This is a genomic window from Streptomyces collinus Tu 365, assembly GCF_000444875.1.
Lineage (GTDB): Bacteria > Actinomycetota > Actinomycetes > Streptomycetales > Streptomycetaceae > Streptomyces > Streptomyces collinus_A.
Window position 1 is genome coordinate 2,786,338 of sequence record NC_021985.1, and the last position, 23,482, is coordinate 2,809,819.

At 74.5% G+C, this 23,482-nt stretch carries 21 protein-coding genes; 9 read left to right on the forward strand and 12 right to left on the reverse strand.

Annotated features, from left to right (window positions below; translation table 11 throughout):
- Positions 1 to 384: 384 nt before the first annotated feature.
- Positions 385 to 1,821 carry an RNB domain-containing ribonuclease gene (locus B446_RS11975; RefSeq protein WP_020939701.1) on the reverse strand — a complete coding sequence of 479 codons (1,437 nt, stop codon included), beginning with the start codon at positions 1,819 to 1,821 and terminating at the stop codon, positions 385 to 387.
- Between the two features lie 74 nt (positions 1,822 to 1,895).
- On the opposite strand from B446_RS11975, the gene yaaA reads away from it, so the two are divergent.
- The gene (yaaA, locus tag B446_RS11980) at positions 1,896 to 2,678 is read left to right on the forward strand and encodes a peroxide stress protein YaaA (RefSeq protein ID WP_020939702.1); all 783 of its coding nucleotides are present in this window, start codon (positions 1,896 to 1,898) and stop codon (positions 2,676 to 2,678) included.
- An 84-nt stretch (positions 2,679 to 2,762) separates the two neighbouring features.
- Positions 2,763 to 3,425, forward strand: a complete 663-nt coding sequence (eda, locus tag B446_RS11985) for a bifunctional 4-hydroxy-2-oxoglutarate aldolase/2-dehydro-3-deoxy-phosphogluconate aldolase (protein WP_043478085.1) — start codon at positions 2,763 to 2,765, stop codon at positions 3,423 to 3,425.
- On the opposite strand, the gene B446_RS11990 is transcribed toward eda, so the two are convergent.
- From B446_RS11990 to B446_RS12000, 3 genes are read right to left on the reverse strand one after another with little or no spacing between them, the layout of a single operon-like run.
- Positions 3,397 to 5,145 (reverse strand): bifunctional RNase H/acid phosphatase, encoded by a 1,749-nt coding sequence (locus B446_RS11990; RefSeq protein ID WP_020939704.1) that lies wholly within the window; start codon positions 5,143 to 5,145, stop codon positions 3,397 to 3,399. The two genes, eda and B446_RS11990, sit on opposite strands and share 29 nt — an antisense overlap.
- An 11-nt stretch (positions 5,146 to 5,156) precedes the next feature.
- Positions 5,157 to 5,900, reverse strand: coding sequence for a zinc ribbon domain-containing protein (locus tag B446_RS39490; protein WP_043478088.1), 744 nt, complete (start codon positions 5,898 to 5,900; stop codon positions 5,157 to 5,159).
- A 13-nt stretch (positions 5,901 to 5,913) separates the two neighbouring features.
- Positions 5,914 to 6,753, reverse strand: a complete 840-nt coding sequence (locus B446_RS12000) for a Nif3-like dinuclear metal center hexameric protein (protein WP_020939706.1) — start codon at positions 6,751 to 6,753, stop codon at positions 5,914 to 5,916.
- A gap of 188 nt (positions 6,754 to 6,941) precedes the next feature.
- Here B446_RS12000 and B446_RS12005 point away from each other — a divergent pair, with 188 nt between their 5' ends.
- Positions 6,942 to 8,159, forward strand: coding sequence for a hypothetical protein (locus B446_RS12005; protein WP_043475380.1), 1,218 nt, complete (start codon positions 6,942 to 6,944; stop codon positions 8,157 to 8,159).
- Between the two features lie 96 nt (positions 8,160 to 8,255).
- Complete coding sequence (locus B446_RS39630; RefSeq protein WP_020939708.1) at positions 8,256 to 8,414, forward strand: hypothetical protein; 159 nt, start codon at positions 8,256 to 8,258, stop codon at positions 8,412 to 8,414.
- Between the two features lie 94 nt (positions 8,415 to 8,508).
- Here B446_RS39630 and B446_RS12010 read toward each other — a convergent pair whose 3' ends face one another.
- Genes B446_RS12010 through B446_RS12020 form a run of 3 tightly spaced genes read right to left on the reverse strand, consistent with a single transcriptional unit; the run spans position 8,509 to position 11,437 of the window.
- Positions 8,509 to 9,447 carry a 3-oxoacyl-ACP reductase gene (locus tag B446_RS12010; RefSeq protein WP_020939709.1) on the reverse strand — a complete coding sequence of 313 codons (939 nt, stop codon included), beginning with the start codon at positions 9,445 to 9,447 and terminating at the stop codon, positions 8,509 to 8,511.
- A gap of 8 nt (positions 9,448 to 9,455) precedes the next feature.
- On the reverse strand, positions 9,456 to 10,532 hold the full coding sequence (locus B446_RS12015; protein WP_020939710.1) for a Zn-dependent alcohol dehydrogenase: 1,077 nt from the start codon (positions 10,530 to 10,532) through the stop codon (positions 9,456 to 9,458).
- A gap of 29 nt (positions 10,533 to 10,561) precedes the next feature.
- Positions 10,562 to 11,437: a MaoC/PaaZ C-terminal domain-containing protein gene (locus tag B446_RS12020; protein WP_020939711.1), complete on the reverse strand. Its 876-nt coding sequence runs from the start codon at positions 11,435 to 11,437 to the stop codon at positions 10,562 to 10,564.
- Between the two features lie 312 nt (positions 11,438 to 11,749).
- On the opposite strand from B446_RS12020, the gene B446_RS12025 reads away from it, so the two are divergent.
- Positions 11,750 to 13,048 carry a sensor histidine kinase gene (locus B446_RS12025; protein WP_052352146.1) on the forward strand — a complete coding sequence of 433 codons (1,299 nt, stop codon included), beginning with the start codon at positions 11,750 to 11,752 and terminating at the stop codon, positions 13,046 to 13,048.
- Here B446_RS12025 and B446_RS12030 read toward each other — a convergent pair.
- A complete protein-coding gene (locus B446_RS12030) occupies positions 13,026 to 14,594 on the reverse strand; it encodes an alpha-L-arabinofuranosidase B (protein WP_419184171.1) in 1,569 nt (522 codons plus the stop codon). The genes B446_RS12025 and B446_RS12030 overlap by 23 nt on opposite strands.
- 222 nt (positions 14,595 to 14,816) lie before the next feature.
- On the opposite strand from B446_RS12030, the gene B446_RS12035 reads away from it, so the two are divergent.
- Complete coding sequence (locus B446_RS12035; RefSeq protein ID WP_020939714.1) at positions 14,817 to 15,428, forward strand: response regulator transcription factor; 612 nt, start codon at positions 14,817 to 14,819, stop codon at positions 15,426 to 15,428.
- 16 nt (positions 15,429 to 15,444) lie between these two features.
- Here B446_RS12035 and B446_RS12040 read toward each other — a convergent pair whose 3' ends face one another.
- From B446_RS12040 to B446_RS12055, 4 genes are all read right to left on the reverse strand, one after another.
- On the reverse strand, positions 15,445 to 16,266 hold the full coding sequence (locus B446_RS12040; RefSeq protein WP_020939715.1) for a hypothetical protein: 822 nt from the start codon (positions 16,264 to 16,266) through the stop codon (positions 15,445 to 15,447).
- Entirely contained in the window at positions 16,266 to 16,805 is a 540-nt protein-coding gene (locus tag B446_RS12045) for a SigE family RNA polymerase sigma factor (protein ID WP_043475388.1), read from the reverse strand. The genes B446_RS12040 and B446_RS12045 overlap by 1 nt, the downstream gene beginning before the upstream one ends.
- 9 nt (positions 16,806 to 16,814) lie before the next feature.
- Positions 16,815 to 18,299, reverse strand: a complete 1,485-nt coding sequence (locus B446_RS12050) for an MFS transporter (protein ID WP_106960568.1) — start codon at positions 18,297 to 18,299, stop codon at positions 16,815 to 16,817.
- A gap of 64 nt (positions 18,300 to 18,363) precedes the next feature.
- On the reverse strand, positions 18,364 to 19,551 hold the full coding sequence (locus B446_RS12055; protein ID WP_020939718.1) for a thiolase C-terminal domain-containing protein: 1,188 nt from the start codon (positions 19,549 to 19,551) through the stop codon (positions 18,364 to 18,366).
- A 162-nt stretch (positions 19,552 to 19,713) separates the two neighbouring features.
- On the opposite strand from B446_RS12055, the gene B446_RS12060 reads away from it, so the two are divergent.
- The 3 genes from B446_RS12060 (at position 19,714) to B446_RS12070 (ending at position 23,462) form a co-directional block, all read left to right on the forward strand.
- On the forward strand, positions 19,714 to 21,456 hold the full coding sequence (locus B446_RS12060) for an MFS transporter (protein ID WP_020939719.1): 1,743 nt from the start codon (positions 19,714 to 19,716) through the stop codon (positions 21,454 to 21,456).
- 107 nt (positions 21,457 to 21,563) lie between these two features.
- Positions 21,564 to 22,214 (forward strand): class I SAM-dependent methyltransferase, encoded by a 651-nt coding sequence (locus B446_RS12065; RefSeq protein ID WP_020939720.1) that lies wholly within the window; start codon positions 21,564 to 21,566, stop codon positions 22,212 to 22,214.
- A gap of 270 nt (positions 22,215 to 22,484) precedes the next feature.
- Positions 22,485 to 23,462: an N-acetylmuramoyl-L-alanine amidase gene (locus tag B446_RS12070; RefSeq protein ID WP_020939721.1), complete on the forward strand. Its 978-nt coding sequence runs from the start codon at positions 22,485 to 22,487 to the stop codon at positions 23,460 to 23,462.
- Positions 23,463 to 23,482 lie beyond the last annotated feature (20 nt).

The following is a 23,482-nucleotide window of genomic DNA, read 5'->3' on the forward strand; positions in this document are numbered from 1 at the left end:
CGTGGCGCACCCCGTCGGGTTCCCGTCGCGGGGACGGTCAGGGTGCCCGTAGCCGCTGCAACGCTCACGGCCCCCTTTTCCATGCCGCGCCCGGCTCGGAGCGGCTTCCCTCCGCGGCTCGCGGGGTCGCGTCCCGTCCCGCGCCCTGCCGCGCGGTCCCGTGCCGCGCCGCGCCCGCCTCGGGGCGGCCTACTCCCGCATCCCCGTGCCGCACCGGCCCCCGGTCCGCTTCACACCACGGCTCGCCGGGACGCGTCACCGTGCCGCGCCCGCCTCGGGGCGGCCTACCCCCGCATCCCCGAGCCGCACCCACCCCGGTCCGCTTCACACCGCGGCTCGCCGGGACGCGTCACCGTGCCGCGCCCGGCTCGGGGGCGAGCGTGCTCAGGCCGGTGCGAACAGGATCTTCGCGGTGCCCGGGTCGGCCTGGGTGAGGCGGACCCGCAGTCGTTCGCCGAGGGGCAGGTGGTCGCCCTCGATCCGGCCGATGACCGCCGGGGTGACGAGCTGGACCGTGCCCACGGTCGGCCGGTGGTCGGCGAGTTCGATCACGCAGCCGTCGAAGACGTCCCCGACCCGGTCCTTCAGCAGCGCGGCCTCGACGATGTCGACGCTCTCGCGCTCCACCGTGCCCGCGAGCCGCGAACCCTCGGCCATCCGCCGGGGCAGGGCGTCGAGCGCGGCCGGCACCCAGGCCGGCGCCTCGCGGCCGGCGGCAGCGGCCAGGCACAGTTCGGAGGCGTAGCGGTCGGCGAGGCGGCGCAGCGGGGCGGTGCAGTGCGCGTAGGGGGCGGCCACGGCCGCGTGGGTGGTGATCGGGGGCAGTTCGCCGTCCCGGAAGACCGTGTACCCGGCGCCCCGCAGCAGGGTCGTGCACTCCTGGAGGAAGGCCGCGTGGTCCGGCCGGTGCGGGTCGAGGCCGCGGATCAGCGCCGCGTACGACACGTGGTGCGGCCAGTCGATGTGCAGGGCGACCGCGGTGCGCCGCAGCCGGGCCACGGCGCCGTCGGGGGCGGGGGGCAGGGTGCGCAGGATGCCGGTGCCGGCGGCCAGCATCAGGTCGGCCGCCGCCATGCCGGTGAGCAGGGAGAGCTGGGCGTTCCAGTCCTCGGCGGGCAGCGGGGCGCGGAAGCCGGGCCGGTAGGTGTGGTCCCGCTCGGTGACGATCTGTTCGGGCACGCCGAGGGAGATGCCGCCGCGCTCCACCTCCAGGCGCTGCCGGGCCCGCCCGATCTCCGCGAGCAGGGCGACCGGCTCCTCGGCGGTCCCGCCGTCGATCAGCCGCTGCACGCCCGCGTAGTCGAGCCTGGCCCGGCTGCGGACCAGGGCGCGGCGCACGTCGACGGCGACGGTACGCCCGTCGGCGTCGAGGTCGACGGTCCACAGCACGGCCGGCCGGGTCCGGTCCGGCAGCAGGCTCGCGGCGTCCTCGCCGAGCACGTCGGGGTGCAGCGGGACCTTCTCGTCGGGGAAGTAGAGGGTGTTCACCCGCCGGTGCGCCTCCGCGTCCAGCGCGCCGCCGGGGGTGACGAAGGCGGCCACGTCGGCGATGGCGTAGCGGACCCGGTAGCCGGTGCCCCGGCGGGACAGGTGCGCCGCCTGGTCGAGGTCGGCGGCGCCGGGCGGGTCCACGGTGTAGAAGGGGATGTCCGTGGCGTCGGCGTACGACATCGGGGGTGCGGCCTTCGCCGCGTGCTCGGCCTCCTGGAGGACCTCTGGGGGGAAGTCCCGCGGCAGGCCGAGGCCGGTGCGCAGGGCGGCGAGGGCCGCCCGGAGCGGGGCCTCGGGTGCGCCGGTCACACGGAGTTTGCGGCGGGGCATGTGTCGAGCGTAGGGCGCGGGCGCCCCGGCAGCACCCCGTACCCTGGCGCAGAGCCGATGAGAAGGAGTACGTGGTGCTGGTCCTGCTGCCGCCGTCGGAAGGCAAGGCGAACTCGGGCCGTGGCGCCCCGCTGAAGCCGGACTCGCTGTCCCTGCCGGGGCTGACCGGCGCGCGGGAGGCCGTCCTCGGGGAGCTGGTGGAGCTGTGCGCCGCCGACGAGGAGAAGGCGCGCGAGGTGCTCGGCCTGAGCGAGGGGCTGCGCGGCGAGGTCGCGAAGAACGCGGGGCTGCGCACCGCCGGGGCCCGTCCCGCCGGGGAGATCTACACCGGTGTGCTGTACGACGCCCTGGGCCTGGCCTCGCTGGACGCGGCGGCGAAGCGGCGCGCGGCGCGTTCGCTGCTGGTCTTCTCCGGGCTGTGGGGGGCGGTGCGGGTGACCGACAGGATCCCGTCCTACCGCTGCTCGATGGGGGTGCGGCTGCCGGGCCTCGGCGCGCTGGCCGGGCACTGGCGGGCGCCGATGGACGAGGTGATGCCCGAGGCGGCCGGTGACGGCCTGGTGCTCGATCTGCGCTCGGCCGCCTACGCGGCCGCGTGGAAGCCGAAGGGCGAGGTGGCCGGGCGCACGGCGACGGTGCGGGTGCTGCACGCGCCGACGCGGAAGGTCGTCAGCCACTTCAACAAGGCCACGAAGGGGCGGATCGTGCGCGCTCTGCTGTCCGCCGGGATCGCGCCGAAGGACCCGGCCGCGCTGGTGGAGGCGCTGCGGGAGCTGGGGTACGAGGTGGAGGCGCAGGCGCCGGGCAGGGCGGGGCGGCCGTGGGCGCTGGACGTGCTGGTGGAGGAGATCCACTGAGCCGGCGCTGACCGGACCCGGCATACGTTGCAGCATGCGCAACGCTCATTGCGCATGCTGACGCTCATGGGCACGATGTGGGGCATGACCTCACCGCTGCCCTCCTCTTCGGCTGCCTCCGTGCTGGATCTGGCGCCCGTCGTGCCCGTCGTGGTGCTCACCGACGTGGCCGACGCCGTACCGCTGGCGCGCGCGCTGGTGGCCGGCGGGCTGCCCGCCGTCGAGGTGACGCTGCGGACGCCCGGTGCGCCGGACGCGATCCGGGCGATCGCCGCGGAGGTGCCGGACGCGGTGGTCGGCGCGGGCACGGTCATCACGCCGGAGCAGGTGAGCGGGTGCGTGGCGGCCGGAGCGCGGTTCCTGGTCAGCCCCGGCTGGACGGACGCGCTGCTCGCCGCGATGCGGGCGTCCGGGCTGCCGTTCCTGCCGGGGGTGTCGACCACCTCGGAGGTGGTGGCGCTGCTGGAGCGCGGGGTGCGCGAGATGAAGTTCTTCCCCGCACAGGCGGCGGGCGGCACGGCGTATCTGAGGTCGCTGGCCGGGCCGCTGCCGCAGGCCCGCTTCTGCCCGACGGGCGGGATCGGCCCGGAGATCGCCCCGGAGTACCTCGCGCTGCCCAACGTCGGCTGCGTGGGCGGGAGCTGGATGGTCCCGGCGGACGCGGTGGCCGCCGGGGACTGGGACCGGATCGAGCGGCTGGCGCGGGCCGCCGCCGGGCTCAGGGACGCAGGTGGGACGTGTCGTTGAACAGCCGGACGCTCGCGTTGCCGTCCGCGTAGTACGCCACCGCCGACAGCGAGGCGGCCGACAGCTCCATGCGGAACAGCGCCTGGTCCGGGGCGCCGAGGGCGAGCCGCACGAAGGTCTTGATCGGGGTGACGTGGGTGACCAGCAGGACCGTGCGTCCCGCGTACGCCGCGACCAGCTTCTCCCGGGTGGCCTCGATCCGGACGGCGGTCTCGGTGAAGCTCTCGCCGCCGCCGGTGGGGCGGGCCGCCGGGTCGGCGAGCCAGGCGTTCAGGTCGTCCGGGTACCGGTCGCGGACCTCGCCGAAGGTCAGGCCCTCCCAGGCGCCGAAGTCCGTCTCCCGCAGCCCGTCGTCGACCGCCACGTCGAGGCCGAGGCGGGCGGCGACGATGCCCGCGGTCTCCCGGGTCCGGGCGAGCGGGGAGGCGACGACCGCCTGGACGGTCCCGCGCCGGGCGAGTGCCTCGGCGACCCGCCGGGCCTGCTCGCGCCCGGTGTCCGAGAGGGAGGGGTCGCTGCCGCCACTGCCGGAGAACCGCTTCTGCGGAGTCAGCGGCGTCTCCCCGTGCCGCAACAGCACGAAGGTGGCTGGGGCCCCCATGTCGGGGGCGGCGCTCCAGCCGGGGGCGGAGGGGTGCGTCGTCCCGCCGGGGGCCCGGTGTCTTCCGTTGCGTGCGGTTGCTGGGCGATTCTCGCCGGCCGCGAGCGCAGGACGCGCCTCGCGGTCCCCGGCTGCCGGGCGGTCCTGGCCGGCAGTGGCAGCGGGGCGGCCCTCGCTGCGCGCGGCTGCCGGTTCGCTGCCCGCGTCCGCCGGGCGTCCCTCGCCGTCCGTGGCCGCGGAGCACGTCTCGCCGCTGCCGGTCGCGGTGCGCTCTTCCCCGGCCGCGAGCGCGGAGCGTCCCCCGCCGCGCGCGGCTGCCGGTTCGCTGCCCGCGTCCGCCGTGCGCCCCTCGCCGCCCCCGGTCGCCGTGCGCTCTTCCCCGGCCGCGAGCGCGGAGCGTCCCCCGCCGCGCGCGGCTGTGGGGTGCTCCTCGCTGCCCGCCTCCGCCGGGCGGATCCCGCCGCCCGGGGCGGCCGGGCGCCCCGCGTCTCCCCCGGCGTCGCCGCGCGCCTCACCGCCGGCGGCCACCGAGCCCGCCCCGGCAGCCCCGCTCACGCCCGCCGCAGGCGTCCGCGTCGAAGCGGTCGGCCGGGATTTCGCCATCGCCGCCCGGGCGCGGGCCGCGCCCGCTGCCGCGTCTCCGGGCGGGCCGGCCGGCTCGGGCGGGGTGTCCAGGGCGGCGCGGGAGGCCGTGGGCGACCACTGGCCGCCCTTGGCGCCCGCGTCCATCGCCTCGTTGGCCAGCCGGTCGGCGTGCTTGTTGCGTTCGCGCGGGATCCACTCGTAGGTGACCTGGCCGGGCGGGAAGACGGCACGGGCCTGGGTCGCCAGCGGCTTCATGTCGGGGTGCTTGATCTTCCAGCGGCCCGACATCTGCTCGACGACCAGCTTGGAGTCCATGCGGACGTGGACCCGCGCGGCGGGGTCGAGCGCGTGCGCGGCACGCAGTCCGGCCAGCAGCCCCCGGTACTCGGCGACGTTGTTGGTGGCGACGCCGATGTACTCGGCCGCCTCCGCCAGCGTCTCCCCCGTCGCCGCGTCGGCCACCAGCGCGCCGTAGCCCGCGGGCCCGGGGTTGCCCCGCGACCCGCCGTCGGCCTCGACGATGAACTCCCGCACCGCGCCGGCTCCTACAGCCCCGACTCGGCCGTGCGCACCAGGATGCGGCGGCAGTTCTCGCAGCGGACCACGGTGTCCGGGGCCGCCGAGCGGACCTCGTTCAGCTCGGTGATCGCCAGTTCCTGGCGGCAGCCCTGGCAGGTGCGGGCGTACAGCTTCGCCGCGCCGATGCCGCCCTGCTGCTCGCGCAGCTTGTCGTAGAGCTTGAGCAGGTCGGCGGGGACGGAGGCGGCGATGACCTCGCGCTCCTTGGTCACCGAGGCGACCTCGCCGTCGATCTCGCCGAACGCGGCGCCGCGGCGGCCGGTCGCGTCGTCGATCCTGGCCTGGACGGAGCCGACCCGCTCGGTCAGCTCCGCGACCCGCTCCTGCGCGGCCTCGCGGCGCTCCATGACCTCGAGGACGACGTCCTCCAGGTCGCCCTGGCGCTTGGCGAGGGAGGCGATCTCGTGCTGGAGGTTGGACAGGTCCTTGGGCGAGGTGACGGCGCCCGAGTCCAGGCGCTGCTGGTCGCGGGCGGCACGCTGGCGCACCTGGTCCACGTCCTGCTCGGCCTTGGTCTGCTCGCGGGCGGTGTCGCTCTCCTCGGTCTGCGCGGCGACCAGCAGGTCGCGCAGCTGCGTGAGGTCCTTGTTCAGCGAGTCGATCTCGGCGTGCTCGGGCAGGGACCTGCGCCGGTGCGCGAGCTGCTGCAGGCGGACGTCGAGGGCCTGGACGTCGAGGAGTCGGATCTGGTCGGCGGGCGCGGCGTTCAGTTGGGGGCTCCCGTTAGTTCGTGGTGGCGGTGGACGCCGCGTGGGCGGTCCAGGGGTCGGTGACCGTCTTGGAGACATGGACCCTGAGGTCCCAGCCGTGGCGGTCGGAGATCTCGTCGAGCTGGGCTGCGGCCAGCTCGCACCAGGGCCACTCGGTGGCCCAGTGCGCCGCGTCGAGCAGCGCGAGGGGACTGTGGGCGACGGCCTCGCTCGCCGGGTGGTGGCGCAGGTCGGCGGTGAGGAAGGCGTCGACGCCGGCCGCGCGGACCTGGTCGAAGAGGCTGTCGCCGGAGCCGCCGCTGACGGCCACCGTGCGGACGACGGCCTCGGGGTCGCCTGCCACCCGGATGCCCTGCGCGGTGGCGGGCAGCCGCTCGGCGGCGCGGGCGGCCAGCTCGCGTACGGTGACCGGGTGGTCGAGTTCGCAGACCCGGCCGAGGCCCCGGCAGCCCGCCGGGTCGGTCGGGTCCGGCACGAGCGGCGCCACGACCCGCAGGCCGAGCGCGCCGGCGAGGGCGTCCGAGACGCCCGGGTCGGCGGTGTCGGCGTTGGTGTGCGCGACGTGCAGCGCGATGTCGTTCTTGATCAGCGTGTGCACGACCCGGCCCTTGAAGTGCGTCGCCGCGACCGTGGTCGTCCCGCGCAGGTAGAGCGGGTGGTGGGTGACCAGCAGGTCGGCGCCGAGCTTCACCGCCTCGTCGACGATCTCCTGGACGGGATCGACGGCGAACAGGACCCGGGTGACCTCCTGGCCGGGGTCGCCCACGACCGTGCCGACCGCGTCCCAGGACTCGGCCCGCTCGGCGGGCCACAGGGTCTCCAGCGCGGCGATGACTTCAGACAGACGGGGCACGGGGAAAAGGCTACCTGGCCGTTCTGCCTTGACGTACCGCATCGGCCCCGTCCGGATCCGGTCAGCACAGACGCCCCCACCCCCTCAGCAGAATCGCTTCTGCGCCACCCGTATGTGTGAAGCCGGGGTCGGCCGGTCCCCCGCCTTCGCGTACGAAAACTAGCTTCGTCGCCGGAGGTGACCGAACGATGACGGCTTGTGCGATCGAACCCCCCTCCACCGGCGAGGAAGGCGGTGTGCCGGGGACGGGGTGCGCCATCACGGCGGACGGCGCGTACGCCGCCCGGCTCGCGCTGGACGGCGACTGCTGGTTCCCGGAGCGCTGGACCCTGGACGGCCCCGAGCCCTACGCGGTGCCGCTGCCCGGCAACCAGCCGGAGGAGCCCGGCACCCAGGTGCAGCCGATGGGGGACGGGCGGGTGCTGATCCACCGCCGGGTGGAGCGGCGGCACGCCTTCTCGCTGCTGTACCCGACCGGCCCCGGCACCGGCGAGCTGCCGCTGGGCGCGGTGGAGTGCCCGGAGCCCGGCACCCGGCTCACCCTGCTGCCGCCGGCCCCGGGCGGCGCCCGGGCGTACGCGCTGGCCGTCGGCCCGCGTGCGACGGTGGTGTGGCTGGTGGCGGGCGGCGCCTTCGGGCCCGAGCGGCTGGCCGAGGTGCCGGGGCGCTGCTCCGGCGGGGTCTGGCTGGACCGCGCCGGGCGACTGCTGGCGCTGGACCGGGAGCTGGGCGGGCGCACCAAGACGGTGGCGGTCGACCTCGGGCGGGGCGGCGAGATCTCGCCGCTGCTGCAGATCACGGAGGCCAGCGACGACCGGCTGCTGCTCGCCGACCCGGACAGCGGACTGCTGCTGATCTCCTCCGACGCGCCCTCCCCGGGGCAGGAACGATTGGGCTGGGGGGTCATGGGCAGCACGCTGCCGGTGCGCTTCCCCGAGTGCCTGCGGGTGGCGGACTCCTCGGTGACGCCGTTCGCCGTCCAGCCGGAACAGGTGCTGACGCCGGAGCACTGCGCGGTGGCGCTGCGCGTCGACGGGCCGCTCGGCACCTGGGTCGGCGGCTGGCGGCCCGCCGAGCGGCGGGTGCGCCCGCTGGCCGCGCCCGAGGGCTGGCTGGCCGGGGCCGGGCTGTGGACGCGGGACGGGGTGCTGCGGCTGCCGTACGCCACACCGGAGGTCCCGTGCGGCGTGGCGGAGCTGGTGATGCCGCGGGCGGAGCGCGTGGACGCCGCGCCGGAGGCCGTCGCGCCCGGGGACACCGCGCCGGACGGCCCGGTGCGGGACGGCCTGGTCGCCGGGGCGCCCGCGGTGTTCCGGCGGACGGCGGAACCGGAGCCTCCCGAACCGGCGGTGGCCCGTCCCGTGCCCTTGCAGCAGGCCCCCCTGGGACGTCTTGTAACGAAGTAGTGCCGGTTGGCGTGTGCGCCTGGATTCGGCACGCGGTGGGTTGGTTACACTCGCCCGGCTGTACGAAAGATCATGTTGACGGGGTGAATACTTCCGATGAGCGACACCAGCAAGACGGAACAGCTGTCTGCCGACTCTCAGGACACGGCCGGGCACGGCCGGCACCGGGGCCCGTACGCGGCTCAGGACAATGAGACGGCTCCGCACGGCCGGCACCGCAAGCCGGCCCAGGAGACCGCCGAGGCGGCCGCCTGACGGAACAAGGAGAACGAGAGGGGCTTCCCGTCGCCGACGGGGAGCCCCTCTCCCTTTGCGTCACCGTCTCGTGTCGCCGCGGGCCGTCGCGCCGTCAGCGGCGGCCGAGGCCCAGCACCTCCGTCGCGGCGAAGGTCTCCCCCGGCGGCCGGTCCGCGTAGTGCGGGGTGAGCAGCGCGTCCAGCTCGTCGTACGTGAAGGTGTCCTGCTTGCTGTCGAACTGCGCCCGTACGCGCGGGCGTTCCACGACGGCGACCATGCCGCCGTGGACGACGAGCAGCTGGCCGTTGACCCGGGCGGCGGCCGGCGAGGCCAGGTAGCCGACGAGCGGGGCGACGTGTTCGGGGGCGAGCGGGTCGAGGCCGTCGTCGGGCGGCCGCATGCCGGCGAAGACGTCCTCGGTCATCCGGGTGCGGGCGCGCGGGCAGATGGCGTTGGCGGTGACACCGTACTTGGCCAGGGCGAGCGCGGTGGAGGTGGTGAGGCCGACGATCCCGCCCTTGGCGGCGGCGTAGTTGGGCTGTCCGGCGGAGCCGGCCAGGAACGCCTCCGAGGAGGTGTTCACGATCCGCCCGTACACCGGCCCCCCGGCCGCCTTGGACCGCTCCCGCCAGTGCGCGGCGGCGAAGTGGGTGGTGTTGAAGTGGCCCTTGAGGTGGACCCGGATCACCGAGTCCCACTCGTCCTCGGTCATGGAGAAGACCATGCGGTCGCGCAGGATGCCCGCGTTGTTGACCAGGATGTCCAAGCCGCCGAACTCGGCGACCGCCCGGCCGACGAGTGCGCGCGCCTGCCCGAAGTCGGAGACGTCGCCCGTGTGCGCGACCGCCCGGCCGCCCGCCTCGCGTATCTCGGCCGCGGTCCGCTCGGCGGGCGCGCCGGAGGCCTCGCCCGAGCCGTCGCGGCCGGGCTGCCCGTAGTCGTTGACGACGACGGCCGCGCCGAGCCGGGCGAGTTCCAGGGCCTCGGCCCGGCCGAGCCCGCGGCCGGCCCCGGTGACCACGGCGGACCGTCCCTCCAGTGGCAGTGACATGGCCGGCCTCAGATCTCGATGCAGGTGCGCAGGGCCGTTCCCGTGCGCATCTGGTCCAGTGCCTCGTTGATCTCCGCCAGCGGCACCCGGTGGGTGATCAGGCCGGCCAGGTCGATGCGGCCGGCCCGCCACAGGGCGATGGCCCGCTCGTAGGAGCGCAGCACGTCACCGCCGCCGTACAGGGACGGCAGGATCCGCTTCTCGTCGAAGAACAGCTCGAACATGTTGAGCTGCAGGAAGTCGTCCACGGCGCCCGCGCCGACGACGACCAGGGTGCCGCCGCGCCGGGTGTTCTCGTAGGCGGTGCGGGCGGTGGCGGACCTGCCCACGACCTCGAAGACGTAGTCGAAGCCCTCGCCGGCGGTGACCTCCTGCCGGGCGCCGGGCAGTTCGTCCGGGGAGACGGCCCTGGTCGCGCCGAACCGCAGGGCGGCCTCGCGCCGGGAGGCGACCGGGTCGACGGCGACGATCTCGGCGGCGCCCTTGAGCCGCGCGCCCTGCACCGCGGAGATGCCGACGCCTCCGCAGCCGATGACGGCGACCGACGAACCGGCCTGCACGTCGGCGGTGTTGAGGGCGGCGCCGAGTCCGGTGGTCACCCCGCAGCCGATGAGCGCGGCGATGTCGAAGGGCACGTCGTCCGGGATCGGCACCGCGCAGCCGGCGTCGACGACGACCTCCTCGGCGAAGGTGCCGGTGCCGGCGAAGCCGAAGACGTCGCCGCCGGGGCGCCTGAAGTTGGGGGTGCCCGCGTTCATGAAGCCGGCCAGGCACAGTTCGGTCTGGCCGCGCCGGCAGGCCGGGCAGCCGCCGCAGGCGGGCAGCCAGCACAGGACGACCCGGTCCCCCGGCTTCAGGTGGCTGACGTTCTCGCCGACCTCGATGATCTCGCCGGCGCCCTCGTGGCCGGGCACGAACGGGGCCGGCTGCGGCAGCACCCCGCTCATCGCGGACAGGTCGGAGTGGCACAGCCCGGTGGCCCGCACCCGGACCCGCACCCTGCCGGGGCCGGATCCGACCGCCTCGACGTCGTCGAACACCTCCAGCTTGTCCTGGCCGATCTCGTGCAGTACGGCTGCGCGCATGGTGCGGCTCCCCTCGGAGGCGGGCGGTGTCAGGAGTGACGGACGATGGTGTCGGTGAGGACGGGCGCGTCGTCCCGCTCCACGGCGCTCACGGCCACCTGCACGCTCCCCTCCTGCCGCCACATGCGGATGCGCAGGGTCTCGCCCGGGTACGTCACGCCGGCGAAGCGGGTCGTGTAGCCGCGGACCCGGGTCACGTCGCCGCCGAGCAGCGTGTCGACGACGGCCTTGAGGGTGATGCCGTAGGTGCACAGGCCGTGCAGGATGGGCCGGTCGAACCCGGCGAGCTTCGCGAACTCGGGGTCGGCGTGCAGCGGGTTCCAGTCGCCGCAGAGGCGGTAGAGCAGCGCCTGGTCGGCGCGGACCGGGCGTTCGACGGTCCGGTCGGGTGCGCCGGTGGGCGGGTCGAGGCGGTTGGAGGGGCCGCGGTCGCCGCCCCAGCCGCCCTCGCCGCGCACGAAGATCTGCGAGTCGTCGGTCCACAGCGGGCCGTCGGCGTCGGCGACCTCGGTGCGCAGGACCAGGATGGCGGCCGTGCCCTTGTCGTACACGGCGGCGAGCCGGTGGGTGGCGGTGGCCGTGCCCCGGGCCGGGACGGGGCGGTGGATCTCCAGTGTCTGCCCCCCGTGCAGGACCTTGGCCAGTTCGACGTCCACGCCGGGCAGCGACAGTCCGCCGATGACGCCCGGCGCGCCGGCTCCGGCGACGGTGGCGAAGCTCGGCAGGACGTGCAGCCGGGACTCCAGGAGGTAGCGCAGCTCGTCGGGGTCGGTGGCGGGGCTGTCGCGGTCCGGGTCGGCGCCGGCGCCGATGCCGAGGTGGTAGAGCTGGACGTCCTTGGTGGTCCAGCTGATCCCGTCGGTCCGGGGTTCGGCGGCGAGGGCCTTGGCGGCGTCGATGGGCATGGGGCTCCTGACGGGTCTCAAGACCTCGGTGCGGACGTCCGCACCGTCGGCCGCACCGAGGTCGTCCACGGGCGGATCTAGAACGCGTTCCAGTCCGGCGCCCCCTGTATAGCCGAGCGACCAGTACTTGTGAAGGCTCCTGACGCTGTGTCAGATCGACGGCTGTGACATTTGTACCGCCCGGGTCCGTACATCCGCGTCTTCCCCGCGGGCGGCTCCGGTTCCTACCGTCGTAGGCGTGGCACGGCACGGGGCGCGGACCCGCTCCCGGTGCGATCATCGGGCTGGCCAACTGATCGGGGGAACAGGGACATGACGTGGTGGCGCGGAGTGAAGTGCCAGGTGACGGCCTGGCAGGCGGCGCGGGCGCAGTGGAAGGCGGACCACGAGCGCTTCAAGACGGCACGGCGGGCCGCCCGGAAGACGGGACGGGTCCCCGACGTCAGCCACCCGGGGCCGCCGCCCACCGGCTTCGCCCTGCTGCCGTGGCTGCTGCTGGGCATGGGGTCCTTCTCCAACCTGCTGCAGGGCCGCACCGCGAACCCCTGGATCGGCGGTCTCGGCCTGCTCGTCTTCAACTCGCTGTACATCTACGTCACCTTCCGCTCCTTCGACCGGGACAAGCGCCGGACGGTGTCCACGCGGGTGGCGCTGGGGCTGATGGGCCTGCTCACCACGGGCCTCGCGCTCGGGTACGGCGGCAACTGGCTGATGTTCTTCCCGCTGCTGGGTCTGGCGGCCGGCGCCACCCTGCGGGGCCCGTGGCTGGGGCGCACGGCTGTGCTGCTCGCGCTGTACGCGGCCGGGATCTCCGCCGTCCGGGACGGCTGGGGCGACGCCACGAACATCGGGTACGCGGCCTTCCTGTCGACGATGGTGACCGCGGCGATCCTCGGGCTCTCCGAGGCCGTGCGGGAGCTGCGGGCCGCCCGCGAGGAGCTGGCCCGGCGGGCGGTGGAGAAGGAGCGGCTGCGCTTCTCCCGCGATCTGCACGACCTGCTCGGGCACACCCTGTCGGTGATCGTGGTGAAGTCGGAGGCGGCCCGGCGGCTGGCCCCGCGGGACATGGACGCGGCCCTCACGCAGATCGGTGACATCGAGTCGGTGGGCCGGCAGGCGCTCACCGAGATCCGCGAGGCGGTGACCGGCTACCGCGAGGGCAGTCTGGCCACCGAGCTGACCCGGGCCCGCTCGGCGCTGTCCGCGGCGAGCATCCGGCCGGTGGTACGGCAGTCCGGGGCGCCGCTGGAGCCGCAGACCGAGGCGCTGCTGAGCTGGGTGGTGCGGGAGGCGGTCACCAACGTCGTCCGGCACAGCGCCGCCGGCCGCTGCGAGATCACCGTGGAGAGCACGGCCGAGCGGGCCCGGCTCACCGTCACGGACGACGGCGCCGGCGGTGCCGCCGACCGGGCCGCCGCGTGCCGCGTCGAGGGCATCGGCGGCACCGGTCTGACGGGCCTGACCGAGCGCCTGGCGGCGGCGGGCGGCTCGCTGCGGGCCGGCCCGTCGCCGCGCGGCGGCTTCGCGGTCACCGCCGAACTCCCGGTGGAGCCGGCGGCGCTTGCGGCCGTGGGGGCGGGTACGGCGGTTACGGCGCCCAGGGCGGGCTGACCGCCCAGCTGACGTCGTCGCTCCACGAGGCGGCGCTGTCGAAGGCGTTGGCGCCCCCGTCGCTCGCCGCGTAGACGCCCAGGTCGTAGTGGCGCAGGTAGCGGCTCGGGTAGTTGTACGACGCGAACGAGGTGCCCGTGCCGCTCCTGCCGGTGGCCGGGCAGAAGGTGGCGTCGGCGCGGAACTGGCTCGTGCCGTTCATGGGCTGCCGGTAGATCCGGTAGTTGTAGTGGCGCAGGAAGTCACCGGGGTAGTTCCGCGACTCGAAGGAGACGCAGGAGGCGTCGGCGAGCCCCCGGCGCACGATCCAGGTCGCGTCGTTCCGGTCGAGCGCGGAACTGCCGGACGTGACCGGGGAGATGACCGCGGCGTCGGCCTGGTGGCGCAGGTAGTCGGTGGTGCAGCAGGCGGTGGTCGCGCGCAGCGAGATCTCCGAGCCGGGGCTCAGGGTGCCGGTGCTGCCGGTCGGGCCGCCGTACCCGGCGGAGACGATGTCGGCCTGGACGGCGTCGTCGGCCGCGTCCGTCGGTATCCCGGAGGTCATCACGCCCTCGAAGAAGGAGCCGATGGAGCCGTTGCTGTTGTCGCCGCCGGTGCCGAGGACGATCGCGCCCTCCTGGTGCATGGGCGCGTAGCCGCCCGCGGTCGGCTCACCGCCGGAATAGGTGGTCGTCAGTCCACCGGATTGCGCGTTTCCGTATTTCAGCGCGAAATGGTTCTGCCCGTTGTTCTTCAGCAGCGCGGTCACGAAGGGCATCGGTCCGGTGCCGGTGTTCGAGGTGTTCCTGCTGTACCCGGCGTCGGACTGGAACAGGCCGTTCTCCAGGTCGGCCTGGACCCAGGGTCCCTGCCCGTGGCAGGGCGCGAACCAGCACTCGGTGCCGAAGTTGATGGCGTCCATGTGCCCGTTGCCGGTGTCCTTGTTGTTCGTCTCGGCGTTGCCGTAGTCGAAGCAGCAGGCGCCGTTGACGTGGGTGCCGGAGGTCACCATGTACATCCCCTCGGCCTGCCCGTTCACGGCCACGCCGGAGGTGGAGTTGTCCCGGTAGCCCATGCCGGCGGAGATCTCCAGGCCGTAGACCTGGTGGCCGCCCACGGTCACCGGCAGGGCGTCGGCGGGCGCTCCGACGTCGGCCGCTCCGGCCCCGCCCGCGCCCTCCACGGTGAGGTGGTTGTGGCGCGCCGACTGGTCGTAGATCTCGGTGATGACGCAGGTCGTACCGGCACAGAAGGCGTCCTGGGCCGCCGCGTCGGCGTAGCCGCCGGTGGTCAGCACGCCGATGTTCGCGAATCCGCCGTCGGAGGCCCGCTTCACCTGGTAGAGGGGGCCGCCGTAGGCGGAGTACAGGGCGCGGACGAGGCTGTGCGCGGCGACGCACGGGGTGCCGGCGGCCGCGTAGACGTCGCAGGGCCGTGAGGTCGCGGCGGCGGCCCGCGGGGCGCCGGCGCCGAGGACGAGCGCGGCGACCGACGCGAACACCGCGAACACCGCGAGCACGGACAGGGCGGCGCTCTCGATCCGCCGTGGGACACAGCGCGGGAGGATGGGGGACACGTGCACCTCTTCGGTCTCTCGTGGGGGTCGGTGCGGGCCCGGTCGGTATACCGAACGTCGTTCGATCGAAATACCGAACCTTTTCCGCGCCGAAATACCGAACAAATACCGGAAATGCAGAGGCGATTGTTTTCGCGTCACCGGGAATCGTCAACCCCCGCGGACCGAAATCGTGACGGGTCCTCGATTCACTTCCGCGGTTACGCTTGGGCCGTGAAGAACATCCGAGTCCTGCTCGCCGAGGACCAGGGCATGATGCGCGGTGCCCTCGCGCTGCTGCTCGGCATGGAGGACGACATCGAGGTGGTCGCCCAGGTGTCGTCCGGCGACGCGATCGTGGCGGCGGCGCTGCTGCACCGGCCGGACGTGGCGCTGCTGGACATCGAACTGCCCGGTGTCAGCGGCCTGGACGCGGCGGCTCAGCTGCGCGAGCAGGCGCCGGACTGCCGGGTGCTGATCCTGACCACCTTCGGCCGGCCCGGCTATCTGCGCCGGGCCATGGAGGCCGGGGCGGCCGGTTTCCTGGTCAAGGACGGGCCGGTGGAGGAACTCGCCCAGGCGGTCCGGCGCGTGCTCACCGGGGAGACCGTGGTCGATCCGGCGCTGGCGGCCGCCGCGCTCAGTGCCGGGCCGAACCCGCTGACGGCCCGGGAGCGCGAGGTGCTGCAGGCGTCGGCGGACGGGGCGACGGTCGCGGACGTCGCCGGCCGCCTTCACCTGTCGGAGTCGACGGTCCGCAACTACCTGTCCTCCGCCATCGGCAAGACGGGCACCCGCAACCGGGCGGAGGCGGTCCGGGAGGCCAGGCAGCAGGGGTGGCTGTGACCTCCCGGCGGGTCCGCTACCTCGTCACCTCCGCGGACGCGTAGGACGTCCCCTCGGGTGCGACGCAGGTGAACCAGTTCGCCCCCTGGAAGCCGGCCACCGTGCGGATCGCCGAGCCCGTGTAGTGGGCGGAGAAGCCCTCGGCCGGCTCGGCCACGGCCGTCGTGCCGTCCTTCCAGTGGCAGGTGACCTGCCGTGCGGTCTTCGCGACCGTGCCGATCACCAGCCGGCCGGAGCTCTCGCCCCCGGTGCCCAGCCGGCTCGCACCGGCCACCATGTCCGTGCCCCTGAACCGCTCGAACCTCTCGACCGAGTTGAAGACCACCTGCTGCGGACGCTCCGAGTCGCCCCAGCCGCGCATCGCGAAGTACGAGATCTTTCCGACCAGGTCGGCGGGCTTGCGGGCGTCCGCCGGCGTGACGCCCAGCGCGGCCATGGCGGCGAACTGGCGGTCCGCCTCGCGCTCGTTGTGCGGCGCCCCCCACACGTCGACGCCGACCCGCCACTCCTCGCCCCGGTAGGTGCCCCGCGCGATCTCGGTCCGCTGCGGTGCGTACACGTGGCGCGCGGCGGCGGAGGCGGGCGGCTTCGCCACGTCGCTCCCACGGTCGGCACGGCCGCCGCCGGGCAGCCCGGTCACCGCGAGGGCGCCGGTGGTCCCGGCCAGCACCAGCGCCGTGGCCGCCGTCACCGCCCAGCGCCGGGCCCTGCGCCGCCTGCCGCCGCGCAGCACCGCCTGCACCGGAGCGGTGCCGATCTCGACCCGGTCCGCGGTGTCCGCGAGCAGAAGGGCGATGTCCGACGGTGTCATCTCGTGGTTCTCCCGGTCCGCGCTCATCACTTCCGCCCTCCGTGCGTCACCGTCTCGGCCAGTCCCGGCAGGGCGCGCAGTTTCGCGATGCCCTTGGCCGCGTTGCTCTTCACGGTGCCGACCGAGCAGCCCATCGCCTCGGCCGTCTGGGTCTCCGTCAGGTCCTCCCAGTAGCGCAGGACCACCGCCTCCCGCTGCCGCGCCGGAAGTTGGGCGAGCGCCTCCAGCAGCGCGTCCCGGTCGTCGGCCTGCGCCATCCGGTCGCCCGCGTCGGCCACCTCGCGCACCAGGCCCGCGTCGTCCCTCGGGGCCAGGAACTCCTTGAGCCGCCTTCTGTGCCTGCGGGCGTGCGCGTTGATCATCACGCGGCGTACGTAGGCCTCCGGGTCGTCGGCGGAGCCGACCCTGCGCCAGGCCACGTAGACCCGTTCGAGCGTCGACTGGACCAGGTCCTCGGCGGCGTGCCGCTCCCCCGTGAGCAGGAACGCCGTACGCATCAGCCGCGGCCAGCGGCCCGTCATGAAGCTCTGGAACTCCTCGTCCCGAGCCGGCTTACGATCCCCCATGGGCACCTCCTAGACATCAGGAGGAGTCCACGGACCGCCCGGACCGTTGCCTCGTCCCGCTGAACGCGCCGGAGTCCTGCGCGGCAGCCACACCAGCATCAGCAGCGCCCCGCCCAGCAGCAGGGCCGCGCTGGTGCGGAAGGCGAGCGCGTAGCCGTCGGTCAGGGCACCGGGCCCGTGTCCGCTGCCGGTGCCGGCCGCCGCGACGGTCGACATGACGGCGAGGCCCAGCGAACCGCCCATGGTGCGGGAGGTGTTGATCAGCCCCGACACCAGTCCGGCCTCGCCCGGGGCCGCGCCCGACGTGGCCAGCGCGGCCAGCGGGGTCCCGGCCAGGCCCGCGCCCAGCATCATCAGCATGCCGGGGATCATGATCCCGGTGACGTACGCCCCGTGCGCGGTCATCGTCGACTGCCAGGCGAAGCCCGCCGCGGCGACCAGGGTCCCCAGGGCCGCCACCGTGCGGGCCCCGGCCGAGCGCATCAGGCGGGGGGCCACCTTGGAGCCGACGACCACCGACAGCGAGCTGGGCACCAGGGCGAGACCGGCCTCCAGCGGCGAGTAGCCGAGCACGTTCTGGGCGTACAGCGTCATGAAGTACCACATGCAGAACATGGCGGAGCCGGAGACGAACATGGCCGCGTTCGCCGAGGCCACCGAGCGCAGCCTGAGCAGTCCGAGCGGCATCAGCGGCGCCGCGGTGCGGGCCTCGACCAGCAGGAAGCAGCCGATGAGGGCCAGTCCGGCGGCCAGCGGCAGCAGCGTGGCCGCGGCCGTCCAGCCCCGCGCCTCGGTCTGCACGATGCCGTAGGCGAGGATCGCGAGTCCCGCCGTCACCAGCAGGGCGCCCGGCAGGTCGAGGCGCCGCCGGTCCCCGGCGCGGCTCTCGGCCAGCCACAGCGCGGAGCCGGCCAGCACCACGGCGCCCACCGGCACGTTGATCAGCAGCACCCACCGCCAGGAGAGCACGTCCACCAGCACCCCGCCGACGAGCCCGCCCGCCGCCCCGCCGCCCGCGCCGACCGCGGTCCAGGTCGCTATCGCGCGGGCCCGGGCGGCTCCTTCGGGGACGGCGGCCGTCAGCAGGGTCAGCGTCGAGGGGGCGAGCACGGCCGCGCCCAGCCCCTGCACGGCCCGCGCGAGCAGCAGCTGCCAGCCGTCCCCGGCGAGTCCGCCGCCCAGCGAGGCGAGGGTGAACAGGCCGAGCCCGACGAGGAACATCCGCTTGCGGCCGTAGAGGTCGCCGGCCCGGCCGCCGAGCAGCATGAAGCCGGCGAAGGCGATGGCGTAGGCGTTCACCACCCACTGCAGGCCGGGACCGCTCAGTCCGAGGTCGCTCCGCATCGACGGCAGGGCGACGTTGACCACGGACACGTCGAGCACGACCAGGAACTGCCCGGCGCAGGCCAGCGCCACCACCAGCCAGGTCGGGGGCGTCGCCGGGCGGCGGGAGGTGCGGCGGGAGACATCGGCGGCTTCGAGCATGGGTGTCATGCTCTCAACCGGGCCGCGCCCCTTGCATCGGCTTTTCGGACCAGCGGGCCCTGGTCCGCACGGCCTACGCCGCCCGCAGCAGGGTGACGACCGCCGCCCCGCCCAGCCCGATGTTGTGCGCGAGCCCCACCCGGGCGCCGGGCACCTGCCGCTCCCCCGCCTCGCCGCGCAGCTGCCAGACCAGTTCGGCGGCCTGGGCGAGGCCGGTGGCGCCCAGCGGATGACCCTTGGAGATCAGCCCGCCCGACGGGTTCACCACCCAGCGGCCCCCGTACGTGGTCGCCCCGGACTCCACCAGCGCCCCGGACTCGCCGGCCGGGCACATGCCGAGCGCCTCGTAGGTGAGCAGTTCGTTGACGGAGAAGCAGTCGTGCAGCTCCACGACGTCCACGTCGTCGATGCCGAGCCCGGCCCGCTCGTACGCCTGCCGGGCCGCCTCGCGGGACATCGGTTGCCCGACGACGTCGATGCAGGATCCGGACGCGAAGGACTCGGCGGTGTCCGTGACCATGGCCTGCGCGACGATCTCGGTCAGGCCGCCCAGGCCCCGCCGCTCGGCGAACCGCTCCGAGACCACCACGGCCGCCGCGGCGCCGTCCGAGGTCGGTGAGCACTGGAGCCTGGTCAGCGGCCGGTGCACGGTGGGCGCGGCGAGGACCGCGTCGACGTCGTGGGCGTCCCGGAACTGGGCGTAGGGGTTGTGCACGGAGTGGCGGTGGTTCTTGGCGGCGACCGCGGCGAGCTGCGCCTCGGTGGTGCCGTGGCGCTCCATGTGCTCGCGGGCCGCGCCGCCGAAGATCTGGGCGGTCGGCGGGGTGGCCGCGAAGCCGTGCCGGGCGGCCATGATCCCGTAGTGGCGGGCCACCGGTGAGGCGGCGAGGTCCCCTCCGTCGGCGCCCGCGCCGAGCGCGCCCTTGCGCATCTTCTCGAAGCCCAGCGCCAGGACGCAGTCGCAGCCGCCGCCCTCGACGAGCTGGCGGGCCAGCATGAGCGCGGTGGCGCCGGTCGCGCAGTTGTTGTTGACGTTGTAGACCGGAACGCCGGTCAGGCCGAGTTCGTAGGCGGCGCGCTGGCCGGCGGTCGAGGGCTGGAAGCAGTAGCCGACGGGAACCTGTTCCACTTCGTTGTAGGAGATCCCGGCGTCGGCGAGCGCGGCCCCGCCCGCCTCCCGCACCATGTCCCAGTACTGCCATTCCCTGGTCCCGGGCTTTTCGAAGCGGGTCATCCCGACCCCGGCGACATAGGCCTTCATGGCGGGCCAGACTAGAACGCGTTCCATCAACGGACCAGACCCTGACGCGAGGTCAGAAACCCATGAGTGGGTCAAGGATTCATTAGAGGCCCGAAGCAACGGAATAGTTGCCTGTGCATACGAGGTTTACCCACCACTTATGTCCACGGGAGGCCTCACTCAATGACGCACACGACGACCGACCAGCCCGACCGGAGGGCCGGCGGAGCCGTGGTCCCGGTGCTCGCCTTCGCGGGCATCGTGGTCGCGGTGATGCAGACCCTGCTCGTGCCGGTCATCAAGGACCTGCCGCAGCTCCTGGACACCGCGCCCAGCAACGCCACCTGGGTCCTCACCTCGACCCTGCTGTCGGGCGCCGTCGCCACCCCCATCATGGGCCGCCTCGGCGACCTCTACGGGAAGCGGCGGCTGCTGGTCCTGAGCCTCGCCGTGATGGTGGTCGGCGCCCTGGTCAGCGCCCTCACCAGCGACCTCCTCACGATGATCGCGGGCCGCACCCTGCAGGGCTTCGCGATGGGCGCCATCCCGCTGGGCATCGGCCTGATGCGCGACATGCTGCCGCGCGAGCGGCTCGGCTCCGCCATGGCCCTGATGAGCTCCTCGATCGGCGTCGGCGGCGGCCTCGCGCTGCCCGCCGCGGCCCTCGTCGCCGAGCACAGCGACTGGCACGCGCTCTTCTACGGCGCCGCCGGTCTCGGCGTCGTCGCCATCGCCCTGACCTACCTGGTGGTGCCCGAGTCGCCGATGCGCGCCCGCGGCACCTTCGACCTGCCCGGCGCGCTCGGCCTGTCCGCCGGACTGGTCCTGCTCCTGCTGCCGATCACCAAGGGCAGCGACTGGGGCTGGTCCTCCGGCACCACGCTCGGCCTGTTCGCCGCCTCCGTCGCCGTGTTCCTCCTGTGGGGCGCCTACGAACTGCGCGTCAAGGCCCCGCTGGTCGACCTGCGCACCACCGCCCGCCCGGCCGTGCTGTTCACCAACCTCGCCTCGATCATGGTCGGCGTCAGCTTCTACGTCGTCTCGCTGGTCCTCCCCCAGCTCCTCCAGCTCCCGGAGGCCACCGGCTACGGCCTCGGCCGGTCCATGGTCGTCGCCGGCCTGTGCGTCGCGCCGCTGGGCCTGACCATGATGTTCACGGCACCGGTCTACGCCCGCCTGTCGGCCCGCTACGGCCCCAAGGTCACCCTGATCATCGGCCTGCTGGTCATCGGCCTCGGCTACGGGGGCGGCCTCGGCCTGATGGACGCGGCCTGGCAGACCATCGTCACCTCCGTCGTGCTCGGCGCCGGCATCGGCCTCGCCTACTCCTCGCTGCCCGCCCTGATCATCGGCGCCGTCCCGGCCTCCGAGACCGGCGCGGCCAACGGCCTCAACACCCTGATGCGGTCGATCGGCACCTCGGTCTCCAGCGCCGTCATCGGCATGGTGCTGGCCAACACCGCGCACCACACCGGCGCGGTCGCCGTGCCGACCATGCACGGGTTCCGCGTCTCCTTCCTGATCGCCACCGCGGCCGTCGCGGTCGGCCTGCTGTTCGCCCTCCTGCTGCCCAGGACGCCCCGCCCCGCCGCGCACACCCAGCTGCGCGCCAGCAGCGAGGAGGACGCGGCGCTGGAGCGCGCCGAGCAGGCGCTGCGCGGCTTCAGGGGCCGGGTGCTGGACGCCGGCGGCAGCCCGGTCGCCCGCGCCAAGGTCACCCTGATCGACCGCCGGGGACGGCAGGCGGGGGCGACGCTCTCCGGCGCGGACGGCGGCTACGTCCTCACCGTGCCGGCCGGCGGCGCGTACGTGCTCGCCGCGAAGGCCGCCGGGCACGGGCCGCTCGCCTCCGCCGCCAGCCACCACGGCGAGGAGCGGGCCGTCGAGCTCGACCTCTCCCTGCCGGGCGAGACGGTGACCGCGTAACGCGCTCCGCCTCCCGGCACCCACCTCGCACGCACCCCCTGTCGCCCCGGCGGCAGGGGGTGCGGCAGCATAGGCGCCCGGAAAGCCGTACGACCGAAAGGCGCCCCATGCCCGCCGCACCCAAGCCCGAGATCCTGGCCGCGTTCGAGGCGGCGAAGGGCTTCATGCCCGTGGACGAGGGCCTGGCGCTGTACGCGGCCGCCGTCGAGGCCGGCCGGCTCGGCCTCCCCCTCCTGGAGGTCGGCACCTACTGCGGACGCTCCACGGTCCTGCTCGCCGACGCGGCCCGCGGCGCCGGGGTCACCGCGCTCACCGTCGACCACCACCGGGGCAGCGAGGAGCAGCAGCCGGGCTGGGACTACCACGACCCCGGCACGGTCGACCCGGAGCTCGGCCTGATGGACACGCTGCCCACCTTCCGCCGGACCCTGCACCGGGCGGGCCTGGAGGACCACGTGGTGGCCCTCGTCGGCCGCTCCCCGCAGATCGCCGCCCTCTGGAACGCGCCGCTCGGCCTCGTCTTCGTCGACGGCGGCCACACCGACGAGCACGCGAACGCCGACTACGAGGGCTGGGCCCCGCACGTCGCCGAGGGCGGACTGCTCGTCATCCACGACGTGTTCCCGCACCCCGAGGACGAGTTCACCGGCCAGGCGCCGTACCGGGTCTACCTCCGCGCCCTGGAGTCGGGCGCGTTCACGGAGACCTCGGTGACCGGATCGTTGCGGGTGCTGCGGCGGACCGGGACCGGCTTCTGACCTGGGCTCGCCGGGATCGCCGGCGGGGCGGTCCCGGCGACGGGGGCGGGGCTGCGGGCCTTCTGACCGGACTGCTTCTGATCGCCTTCGGGGCGCCGCTGGTCGGCCTCCTCGGCAACGCGCTCGCGGGCACCGGCCGCAGGTCGCCGGGCCGGGCCGCGTCCGCGCCCTGCCCGCGCCGCGAGCCGGGCGGCCGCCGTCTCCGGCCGCGCCACCCGTTGGGACCTCTCGGTCATGTGAAGGCCCTGGACGGCCGCTAGGGTGGCAGGCGTGTCGTACGTAGGCCCGGACTTCGATCCCCCGCAGCCGCGCCGGCCCAGGCGCGGACCACTGACCGTCGCGCTCGCCGCGCTGGTGCCCGGCGCGCTGCTCGGCTGGCTGGTGTACGAGGCGGTGGGCGGCTCGGGCGGCTCCTCGGGCGCCGTGAGCACCGCCTCGGCGTCCACCTCCGCCGGCTCCCCCGCCGGCTCGTCGGCACCGCCGGCCACGGCGTCCGGCCGGGGTACGCCCACCGCCGACGCCAAGCGGCCGGCCCCCGGGCGCAGCACCACCGCACCGGCCGCGTCCGGCGCCCTGCGCGGCAAGGTGGTCGTCATCGACCCCGGCCACAACCCCGGAAACGTCCGGCACACGGCCGAGATCAACCGCCAGGTGGACATCGGCACCAACAAGAAGGAGTGCGACACCACCGGCACGTCCACCAACGCGGGCTACTCCGAGGCCCGGTTCACCCTGGACGTCGCCCACCGCCTGCGCGCGATCCTGGAACGGCAGGGCGCCACCGTGAAGTTGACGCACGACGGCGACTCGCCGCCCTGGGGCCCCTGCGTCGACGAGCGCGCCCGGATCGGCAACACGGCGCACGCGGACGCCGCCATCTCCATCCACGCCGACGGCTCGGCCGCGGGCAACCGCGGTTTCCACGTCATCCTCCCGGCGGCCGTGCACGCGGGCGCCGCCGACACCCGGCCCATCACCGCCGCCTCGCGCGACCTGGGCGAGCGGGTGGCGGGAAACTTCGTCCGCGTCACGGGCGAACCCCCCTCCAACTACGTGGGCGACGGTACCGGTCTCGTCACACGACAGGACCTGGGCGGTCTCAATCTGTCAACAGTTCCCAAGGTGTTCATCGAGTGCGGCAACATGCGCGATAGCAAGGACGCGGCACTCCTCACCAGTGGCACCTGGCGGCAGAAGGCGGCGCAGGGGATCTCCGAGGGAATCGTGAGCTTCCTGCGCGAGTCGTGACGACGGGCGCAACCGGGCGG